Genomic DNA, 10,022 nt, shown 5'->3' on the forward strand with positions numbered 1-10,022 from the left:
CGAGGGGAGCCGCCGGAGATGAGGGTGACCGACGTGCCCCTGCGCGTCCTGGCCGTGGACGACGAGAGACCCGCGCTCGACGAACTGCTGTACCTGCTGGGGGAGGACCCGCGGGTCGGCACGGCCGTGCCCGCCCAGGAGGCCACCGAGGCGCTGCGCCGGCTGAGCCGGGCGATGGCGGAAGGCCCGGACGGCACACAGGGCTTCGACGTCGTCTTCCTCGACATCGACATGCCCGGCCTCAGCGGCCTCGAACTGGCGCGACTGCTGGGCGGGTTGGCCGCACCGCCGCTGGTCGTCTTCGTCACCGCGCACGAGGACTTCGCCGTGCGCGCCTTCGACCTCAAGGCCGTGGACTACCTGCTCAAGCCGCTCCGCAAGGAGCGCTTCGCCGAGGCGGTACGACGGGTGGCCGAGCTGGTCCGGGCCGGGCAGGGGCCGCGCCCGGCCGTGCGCGCGCCCGCCACCCCCGCCGTCGGCGACCAGGTGCCCGTGGAACTGGGCGGGGTGACCCGGTTCGTGCCCCTCGCCGACATCACCTATGCCGAGGCGCAGGGCGACTACGCCCGGCTGCACACCGGCCGGGGCAGCCATCTGGTGCGGATACCGCTGTCCACCCTGGAGGAGCAGTGGCGCTCGCGCGGCTTCGTGCGGATCCACCGCAGCAGGCTCGTCGCCCTCGGCCGGATCGAGGAACTCCGGGTGGACGGCGGCAACCTGAGCGTCCGGATCGGTGACCGGGTCCTGGCCGTGAGCCGGCGCAACGCCCGGGAGGTGCGGGACCTGCTGGCCGGCCGCGCGGCGGGCCGGGCCCGCTGAGGCGGGCGTCGCACCGGGCCGGGCGGGCCCCGTGCGCTCTCAACTGCGTTTTCAGCCACGCCTGTTGGGGAGCCCGTGCGGTCCGGCCGGGCCGCGGCGGCCGTGTTAGGTTGAGCTCATGGACGCAGGTCATCCTCCGCAGACCGGACCCGCGGGCGCCACGACCGGCGGCCCGGTACCCTCCGCCCGGCACGGCTCGTTCTCGGTCGGTATGGACTTCACGGTGAAGCGGGCCGAGGTCTTCCGCGGCTTCGCCGACCCGTCCCTGCGCGGCCGCTGGTTCCGTCTGCCCGGCGGGTCCGCCACCGCCGAGCACGAACTGGACTTCCGCATCGGCGGCGGCGAGAACGCCCGCAACGTCTTCGTCTCCGGGGACACCGAGGAGCACCTCGCCTACCGCTCCCGGTTCCTGGACATCGTGCCGGACACCCGGATCGTCCTCGTCTACGAGGCCGAGGTCGACGGCAGCCGCCGCTGGATCTCCCTCGTCACCGTCGAACTGTCCGACGAGGCCGCCGGATCCCGCCTGACCTGGACCGAGCAGTACACCTGGCTCGTGCCCACCGGGGACGGCACCCAGGACGAGGCCCACCTGCGCGGCGGTACCCGACTGCTGCTCAACGGACTGTCCACGGTGGTGAACCCGGACCGCCACGCCGGCCTGACCGGGCGCCGGTAGCGGGCCGTCGCCGCGGCCACGGAGACCGGTCAGCTCAGGCCGAGGCCGCGGGCGATCAGGCCGCGCTGCACGTCGTTGGTCCCGCCGCCGAGGAAGGCGAGGACGGACAGGCGCAGGCCCAGCTCGAAGATGCCCGCGCCGGGGACGTCCGGAGTGCCCAGGGCCGCCGCGGGGCCGAGGATCTCCAGGATGTCGCGGCTGAGCTGCTCCGCCACCTCCGCGGCCAGCACGCCGGCCATCGCCGAGGCGAGGCGCGCGGTGTGCACGGCGCCGGACTCGGCTCGCTCGGCCGCCTCGGTGAGCAGCAGGTTCGCGGCGTGGACCTGGACGGCCATGCCGCTCAGCCTGGCCCGCTTGTCCGATCCGGACGGGCCGGCCGTGCCGTCCGGATCGGCACGGACGGCTGCCAGCAGCTCGTCGAACTGCCGCCGTGACGATCCGGCGATCTCCCCGGCCAGCAGCAGCCGTTCCCCGGTGAGCGTGTCCGTGATGACCTGCCAGCCCCGGTTGACCGGGCCGATGCGCGCGGAGTCGCTCACCCGGACGCCGTCGAAGGTCACTGTGGAGCAGATCTGCCCGGACAGGCCCTGGCGCGGCTCCGTCCTGATCCCCTCGGCGTCCATCGGGACCATGAACATGCTGATCCCGGCCATCGGCGGCTTCGCGTCCACGTCCGTGCGCACGGCCAGCCAGATGTACTCCGCCGTGTGGGCGTTGCTGATCCAGGACTTCGTGCCGTTGATCACCCAGTCATCGCCGTCCCGGACCGCCGTCGTGGTCAGCGACGCGAGATCGGAGCCCGCCTCGGGCTCGCTGTAGCCCAGACAGAAGGTCAGCCTGCCGTCCCGGATCCGGGGCAGGTACCTCTCCTTCTGCTCGGCCGTCCCGTACTTGACGACGGGCGCGCCGACCACCGACACGGCGGCCATCGCCAGGGCGGCCGGCACCTGGTGATAGGCGGTCTCGTCCTGCAGCGCGATCTGCTCGCCGAGGGTGGCGTCGCGGCCGCCGTCCGCGGCCGTCCAGGTCATGCCGAACCACTTACGCTCGGCCATGGCCGCCACCACGGCGGGATCGTCGCCCTTGGCGAACAGCCTCGCGGAGGTGCGGTGCCCGGCGCAGAAGGCGCGGGCCTCCTCCCGCATCGCCGCCGCCCGCACGGTGGCATCCACCGAGGGCAGGCCCGCGGTGGTCCCGATCATGATGTCGGCGACCGTGCCGTGGGGCGGCGGACAGGACGGCAGCAGCGCGATGTCGGCGTGCACCCGGCGGAAGAGCCAGGGGGCGTCATGCCCCTCGAAGTACCCGCCCGCGCCGAGCGTGTGATGGGCGCTGACCTGGATCCGCGGGGCGACGGCGGCCGCGTGGGACACCGCGAGCTCCGTGGCGAGGACCGGGTCCGGTGCGTCGGTGCCGTGTCTGCGGACGGCGTCCTCGATGAGGAGCTCGCCCGCGACGAGTTCGATCTCGCGGGTCGCCGTGCGCTGCTGGACCGCGCCGAACCCGCCGATCGGCCGGCCGAACTGGCGGCGGACCTTCGCATGGGCGACGGACTGGTCGTGGGTCCGCCGCGCGGCCGCCATCGCCCGTGCCGCCAGGCCCAGCCGGAGCAGGGAGAGCGCCCGGGCGGCCCGCTCCGGGCCGACGTCGACGACGGTCTCCGGTCCGCCCAGGTGGAGCCGGGCCCAGGCGGGCGACGCCAGCCCGGGCTGCGGCACGGCGAACTCCACGGCCCGTACCGTCGCGCGTCCGCCCGCGGGCGGCAGGACCAGGACGTGCGAGGCGGCCATCCCGCCTTCCGCGAACCGCACCGTCTCGGCCGCCGGGTCCGACGGCGCCACCAGGATCCGGACGTCCCCGGCCGCGATGCCGGCCACGGTCTTTGGGGCCTGCGTCAGCAGGTCCGCGGCGACGAAGGCGTCCATCACGGGCAGCGGGCAGGCGGCCGCTCCGGTGGCCCGGACCAGCGCCACGGTGTCCGCGAGACCGGCGCGGCCGAACCAGCCCCGGTCCGCGGCCAGTCGCCACAGCCGGGCCAGGGCGGCCTCGTCCGCCAGGTCGGGGAAGTGCCACTGCCGAGTCAGCAGTTCGGTGATTTCGTCCATGCTGAACATTCGCCCGTCCCGCCTGCGGTGTCCGCTGTCACGCCGTCGAAAGGACCGTAGGGACGGTGCCGGTTCCAAGCAATGCGGGACCCGGACGATAAGGGTTTGTTAGGGGTTTGCGGCACCGGGGCGGAAGATAAGGTCGAATGCGCTTCGGAGACCGGTTGTCCGTGCTGCGCTCAGGAAGGTGATGACAGTGGGAAATGCCGGCGGTGACAGTTGGTTCCGTGTCTACCGTGAGGTGCCCGAGGGAGTGCGCCTTTTCTGTTTCCCGCACGCGGGTGGTGCCGCCAGTTACTTCTACCCGTGGTCCAGGTCGCTGCCGGAGGACGTCGAGGTGCAGGCCGTGCAGTACCCCGGCCGCCAGGACCGCGCCGGCGAGCCCCGGATCCGTGCCGTTCCCGAACTGGCCGACCGGATCCACGCGGCGATCAGGCCGTGGCTGACGCGGCCGTTCGCGTTCTTCGGCCACAGCATGGGCGCGGTCCTCGCCTTCGAGGTGGCGAGCCGGATCGCACGGGAGGACGGGGCCGCACCGGCGCATCTGTTCGTCTCCGGCCGGCGGGCTCCCTCCCGCACCCGGCACGAGCGGCTGCACCTGGCGAGCAGGGCCACGCTCATCGAGGCGGTGCGCGCGCTGGGCGGCACGGACCCGCGCATCCTGGCGGACGAGGACCTGCTCGACCTCGTCCTGCCGACGATCCGCGCCGACTACACGGCCATCGAGATGTACCGGTTCGACTCCGCCCCACCGCTGCCGTGCGATGTCACCGCGATGGTCGGCGACAGCGACCCGGTGGCCTCCGTCGAAGACACGGCGGCCTGGGCGCAGCACACGCTCGGCCGGTTCGACCTGCGGATCTTCCCGGGCGGCCACTTCTATCTGGAGGACTGCCGGCCCGGAGTGCTGGACGTGATCTCGTCCCGGATCTCCGGGGTACGGCAGAAAGCGGGGCGTCCGTAACCCGCGGCTTCCACGGCCGTCCTCGCTCCCGGCGAGTCCGGAGCCGGCTGACCCGGCGCCCGCACCAGGGGGCGGCCGGGTCCTCGCCCTGCCCGGAAAACCCCGGCGAGCCCGAGCGGTACGCCCTGTGAACCGACGGGCCCGCCGCGGAAGACCGGGGCCGGCGCATTGGCGGCCTCTCGGCATTTCCGTGCGGGCTCTCGTGCGGACGGTACGTCGATTGCGCCCCGAGTTGACACCCCTACCGTACCCCTAGCCGCGCCCTCCCCGCATAAGGGTGCGCTAAGGGTTGGGGTCCGCCCGCCCGGAACCTACCGTTACCGAGTGTTCGGACCACAATAATCAAATGTCGCGGCACTGTTACTTCTCGGTGCGGCCATAGGGGTGGGATTGAATTGGCACCGGTCGAATACACACCGGAAAAAGTCTGATGGACTTCGAGCTGTCACCGCTTCAACGTGAGCGCTACGCCGGCGTGAGCGCGGCCGTCGCCGAGCGTTTCGCCGAGCATGAGACGTGCACCGACCCGGAGCTGGTGCGGCTGGCCTGGAAGGACGCGGCGAGCATCGGCCTGACGGGGATGTGCCTTCCCGAGAAGCACGGCGGGGCCGGCCTGGGGGCTCTGGACACGGCGCTGGGCCTGGAGGCGTTCGGCCGCTCCTGCTCCGACATGGGCCTGGTCTTCGGGGTCGCGGCACACCTGCTGTCGTGCGCCGTGCCCGTCTGGGAGTTCGGGACGGACGAGGCCCGGGACCTGCTGGCGGGCATGGCGGCCGGCGACCTGATCGCCGGCAACGCGATGACCGAGGACGAGGCGGGCTCCGACGTCGGGAGGATCCAGACCACCGCCACGCGCTCGGGCGAGGAGTATCTGCTCGAGGGCGAGAAGTCCTTCGTCAGCAACGCCCCGATCGCGGACGTGTTCGTGACCTACGCGGTCACGGATCCCTCCGCCGGGTTCCTGGGCATCTCGGCGTTCGCCGTGCCCCGGGATCTCGACGGCATCGTCGTCGGCCCGCCGCTGCCGAAGATGGGACTGAACGGCTGCCTCGCGGCACGGGTACGGTTCGAGGGCTGCGCCGTACCGGCCCGGTACCGGCTCGGGGCCGAGGGCGGCGGCGGGGCCATCTTCCAGCACTCCATGGCGTGGGAGCGCGGCTGTCTGTTCGCCGGGTACCTGGGGCTGATGGAGCGTCAGCTGGCCGAGTGCGTGGCCCGCACCACCGGCCGGCGCCAGTTCGGGCGGAAGATCGCCGGGTTCCAGGCCGTCTCGCACCGCATCGCCCGGATGCGGCAGCGGCTGGAGAGCGCGCGTCTGCTCCTGTACCGCGCCTGCTGGCTGCTCGACCAGGGCCGCACGGACGTCGGGGCGATCGCGATGGCGAAGACCGCCGTGTCCGAGGCCGCCGTCGCCAACAGCCTCGACGCCATGCAGCTGTTCGGCGCGTCCGGCTACCTGGCCGGCGCCGGGATCGAGGAGCAGCTGCGCGACTGCCTGCCCACGACCATCTTCTCCGGGACGACCGAGATCCAGTTGGAACTCATCGCGAGGGAGGCAGGGCTGTGACCCTCCACCAGCTCGTCATCGAGGCCGCGGTGCGCCGGCCCGAGGCGCCGGCCGTGAGCGGGCCGTCCGGATCCCTCACCTACGCCGAACTCGACGCCGCGGCCGACGCGATCGCGGCCAGGCTCGACCGTCAGGGCGTCCGGCGCGGCGACCGGGTCGTGCTCTGGGCGGGCAAGAGCCCGGCGACGGTGGCCGCGATGCAGGCGGTCCTCCGGCTCGGCGCCGCCTACGTGCCCGTCGACGGCAGCAGCCCGGTGGCCCGGGTCGCGGACATCGCCCGGGACTGCGAAGCGCGCGTCGTCGTCACGAACCAGGCCCGGATCCCGCGGATCTCCGCCGAACTGGGCACGGAGGCCGGCTACGAGAAGCTCGACGGCCCCTACGATCCGGCGCCCGCCGTCGACGTCGCCACGGCCGACGACGAACTGGCCTACATCCTGTACACGTCGGGGTCGACCGGCACGCCCAAGGGCGTGTGCCTGACCCACGGGAACGCGCGGGCGTTCGTCGACTGGGCGCACGGCGTGATCGAGCCGACGGAGGACGACCTGTTCGCCAACCACGCGCCGTTCGTCTTCGACCTGTCGGTGCTCGACCTCTACGTGGCGTTCCGGGCCGGCGCGTCGGTGCACCTCATCCCCCCGGAGCTGTCCTTCGCGCCGATGCAGCTCGTGGAGTTCCTCCACCTGCAGCGGATCAGCGTCTGGTACTCGGTGCCGTCCGCCCTCGCGGTGATGATGCGGCACGGCGGGCTCCTCGACCGTCCCGCGCCGGAGTCGCTGCACACGGTGCTGTTCGCGGGCGAGCCGTTCCCCATCGCGCAGCTGCGCGACCTGGCCGCCTGGACCGGCGCGCGGATGATGAACCTCTACGGCCCGACCGAGACCAACGTGTGCACGTTCCACGAGGTCACGAAGGCGGACCTGGACCGTGACCGGCCGGTGCCGATCGGGGCCGCGGCCGGCGGCGACCGGGTCTGGGCGGTGCGGGACGACGGCGGGGTCGCGGCCCCGGGCGAGCAGGGCGAACTCGTCGTGGACGGACCCACGGTGATGTCCGGCTACTGGGGGCATCCGCCGCAGAGCGGTCCGTACCGCACCGGCGACCTGGTCCGGGTCCTGCCCGGCGACGCCTACGACTACCTCGGGCGCCGCGACCAGATGGTGAAGATCCGCGGGCACCGGGTCGAACTCGCCGAGGTCGAGTCCGTGCTCGAGAACCACGAGGACGTGGCGGAGGCCGCCGCGGTGGCCGTGGGCGAAGGGGTCGACACCCGCCTGGTGGTGTTCGTGGCTCCGCGGACCGGCCGCGACCTCGGGGTCCTGGCCCTGCGGCAGTGGCTCACCCAGCGCCTGCCGCGCTACATGGTGGCGGACGAGGTACGGCTCCTCTCCCCGCTGCCCCGGAACGGCAACGGCAAGATCGACCGGCCGGTGCTGGAGGCGCGGGCCGCCGGAGCGGGACCGAGCAGTTCATGAACCGAGCCGTGACAACCACCTCCCAACGGAAAGGGGCGGCGCCATGACCCTCGATGAGGTCACACCGCGGATCACGACCTTCATAGCCGAGAGCTTTCTCGACGGTGACCCGAAAGGCGAACTCACCGAGTCCACCCCGCTGCTCGAGTGGGAGGTCCTCAACTCGATGAACAGCGCGCTCCTGCTGAACTTCCTGCGGGAGGACCTGCGGGTCGACGTGCCGCTGGCCTCGATCAACGCCACGAACTTCCGAGACATCGCCTCCATCAGCAAGCTCGTTTCCGGCCTCATGGCCGTTCCCGCGGAAGGTGCCTGAGAAGTATGACTGTCGACTATGACGTCGTGATCATCGGTGGTGGCCCGGCCGGTTCCAGCGCCGCCGCCTATCTCGCCAAGGCCGGTCTGAAGGTGGCCGTGTTCGAGGGCGAGAACTTCCCCCGGCCGCACGTGGGCGAGTCGCTGGTTCCGGCCACCACGAGGGTGCTGCTGGAGACCGGGGTGATGGACAAGATCGAGGAGGCCGGCTTCCCGCGCAAGTACGGCGCGGCCTGGACGTCGTCGCAGATGCTCAACGTCACCGCGGCCCAGGCCAGCAAGTTCACGCACGAACTCGGCACGGCCGACATCCTGTTCAGCGAGCGCGACCAGCCGGGAGTCGACCGGAACTACACGTTCCACGTCGACCGCAGCAAGTTCGACCTCATCCTGCTCAAGCACGCCGAGAGCCTGGGCGCCAAGGTCTTCCAGGGGATACGGGCGCTGCGCGCCGACTTCGAGGACCCGGAGAAGGTCACCCTGACCTGCCGCGTGGGCTCCAGCGAGGTGGACATCACCGCGAAGATGATCGTCGACGGCTCCGGCCGCCAGACGATGCTGGGCCGGCAGCTCGGGATCAAGGAGGCGGACCCGGTCTTCAACCAGTACGCCATCCACGCCTGGTTCGAGGGCCTCGACCGGTCGGCGGTCGCCAACAGCCCCGAGAAGGTCGACTACATCTACGTGCACTTCCTGCCGATCAGCGACACCTGGGTCTGGCAGATCCCCATCACCGACACCGTCACCAGCATCGGCGTCGTGACCCAGAAGCACCAGTTCGCCGAGGCGAACATGGACCGCGAGAAGTTCTTCTGGAAGTTCGTGGAGAGCCGGCCGGACCTCGCCGAGGCGCTCAAGAAGACGGAGCAGGTGACCGACTTCAAGGTCGAGGGCGACTACAGCTACGCCATGCGGCAGATCTGCGGCGACCGGTACGTGCTGATCGGCGACGCCGCGCGGTTCGTCGACCCGATCTTCTCCAGCGGAGTGAGCGTCGCGCTCAACAGCGCGCGCCTGGCCTGCCACGACATCGTCGCGGCCGCCGAGACCGGTGACTTCTCGCGGGCCGCCTTCGCCCGTTACGAGAAGACGATCCGCAACGGCACCCGCAACTGGTACGAGTTCATCTCGGTCTACTACCGGCTGAACATCCTGTTCACCACCTTCGTGGCGGACCCGCGGTACCGGCTGGACATCATCCGGCTGCTGCAGGGCGACCTCTACGACGACGAGGAGCCGGAGGTCCTGCGCATCATGCGGGAGACCGTCACCGCCGTCGAGGAGGACCCGTCCCACCTCTGGCACCCGTACCTGGGCACGCTGCGCGCCCCGGTCATGGCGCCGTCCTTCTAGAGCCGCGGACGTGCCAGGGAGCGCCAGGCCGTGACCACTGCCGCCCGGGCCGGTTCAGGCCTCGTCCGCGGGGAGCGCGAGCGTCCGGGTCAGCACCCGGACGCCCGGCGCCCGGACCGTGACGGAGGCGATCACATCGTCCCGGACGGCGAGGTCGGCCATCGACCACGCGGAGATGTCGCCGCACTCCTCCGGAAGCGACACCACAGCGCCGTGGGCCGTCGTGACGATGCCGCGCAGGTGCGTGGCGAGCCCCGTGCCGAGGGCCTTCGCCACGGCCTCCTTGCGGGTCCAGAAGCGGAGCAGCTGCGCGTCCCTGAGCGGTTCCGGCAGCTCTTCCACGGCCCTTCGCTCGGCCTCGGACAGCGCCGTCCGGGCCAGCGCGCCGGGGTCGGCCAGCGGCCGCAGCCGCTCGACGTCGACGCCGACCGGAGCGTCCCACGACAGGGCGGCCGCCACCACCGCCTCGGCATGACTGAGGCTCACATGGAGGCCGCCGGGGTCGACGAGGAGCGGGCGCCCCCGGTCGTCGCGCTCCCAGGCCTGCCGGTCCGGCGGACATGACGTGTACGCCGCGACCAGATGCCGGCCGATCCTGCGTGCGGTGGCCCGCGCCCGGCGATAACGCCGGGCGCGCTGGTCCAGATCGAGCGGCTCGCCCGCCGGCGGCGCGCCCACCGCCACCCAGACGGCGACATGACCGGGCCCCGCCCTGTGCGGCTCGCCCATCGGTCGCCCCCTC

9 protein-coding genes are annotated in these 10,022 nt (G+C 72.1%); 7 read left to right on the forward strand and 2 right to left on the reverse strand.

Annotated elements, in window-relative coordinates; genetic code table 11:
- Positions 1-18: 18 nt before the first annotated feature.
- Together FHS34_RS18025 and FHS34_RS18030 are read left to right on the forward strand one after the other, a co-directional pair.
- Positions 19-819 carry a LytR/AlgR family response regulator transcription factor gene (locus FHS34_RS18025; RefSeq protein WP_184966486.1) on the forward strand — a complete coding sequence of 267 codons (801 nt, stop codon included), beginning with the start codon at positions 19-21 and terminating at the stop codon, positions 817-819.
- Between the two features lie 118 nt (positions 820-937).
- Positions 938-1,498 carry an SRPBCC domain-containing protein gene (locus tag FHS34_RS18030; RefSeq protein WP_184966488.1) on the forward strand — a complete coding sequence of 187 codons (561 nt, stop codon included), beginning with the start codon at positions 938-940 and terminating at the stop codon, positions 1,496-1,498.
- Positions 1,499-1,527: 29 nt separating this feature from the next.
- Here the strand turns inward: FHS34_RS18030 and FHS34_RS18035 are convergent, their stop codons facing one another.
- On the reverse strand, positions 1,528-3,603 hold the full coding sequence (locus FHS34_RS18035; protein WP_184966490.1) for an acyl-CoA dehydrogenase family protein: 2,076 nt from the start codon (positions 3,601-3,603) through the stop codon (positions 1,528-1,530).
- 190 nt (positions 3,604-3,793) lie between these two features.
- Here FHS34_RS18035 and FHS34_RS18040 point away from each other — a divergent pair, with 190 nt between their 5' ends.
- The 5 genes from FHS34_RS18040 (at position 3,794) to FHS34_RS18060 (ending at position 9,280) form a co-directional block, all read left to right on the forward strand.
- Complete coding sequence (locus tag FHS34_RS18040; protein ID WP_184966492.1) at positions 3,794-4,567, forward strand: thioesterase II family protein; 774 nt, start codon at positions 3,794-3,796, stop codon at positions 4,565-4,567.
- Between the two features lie 430 nt (positions 4,568-4,997).
- Positions 4,998-6,134: an acyl-CoA dehydrogenase family protein gene (locus FHS34_RS18045; RefSeq protein ID WP_184966494.1), complete on the forward strand. Its 1,137-nt coding sequence runs from the start codon at positions 4,998-5,000 to the stop codon at positions 6,132-6,134.
- Positions 6,131-7,612 (forward strand): amino acid adenylation domain-containing protein, encoded by a 1,482-nt coding sequence (locus FHS34_RS18050; RefSeq protein WP_184966496.1) that lies wholly within the window; start codon positions 6,131-6,133, stop codon positions 7,610-7,612. Before FHS34_RS18045 ends, FHS34_RS18050 begins: the two co-directional genes overlap by 4 nt.
- A 43-nt stretch (positions 7,613-7,655) precedes the next feature.
- A complete protein-coding gene (locus FHS34_RS18055) occupies positions 7,656-7,928 on the forward strand; it encodes an acyl carrier protein (protein WP_184966498.1) in 273 nt (90 codons plus the stop codon).
- A 5-nt stretch (positions 7,929-7,933) separates the two neighbouring features.
- Positions 7,934-9,280, forward strand: coding sequence for an NAD(P)/FAD-dependent oxidoreductase (locus FHS34_RS18060; RefSeq protein WP_184966500.1), 1,347 nt, complete (start codon positions 7,934-7,936; stop codon positions 9,278-9,280).
- Between the two features lie 54 nt (positions 9,281-9,334).
- On the opposite strand, the gene FHS34_RS18065 is transcribed toward FHS34_RS18060, so the two are convergent.
- Complete coding sequence (locus tag FHS34_RS18065) at positions 9,335-10,009, reverse strand: 4'-phosphopantetheinyl transferase family protein (RefSeq protein WP_184966502.1); 675 nt, start codon at positions 10,007-10,009, stop codon at positions 9,335-9,337.
- Positions 10,010-10,022 lie beyond the last annotated feature (13 nt).

This window comes from Streptomyces echinatus (assembly GCF_014203595.1).
GTDB classification, from domain to species: domain Bacteria; phylum Actinomycetota; class Actinomycetes; order Streptomycetales; family Streptomycetaceae; genus Streptomyces; species Streptomyces echinatus.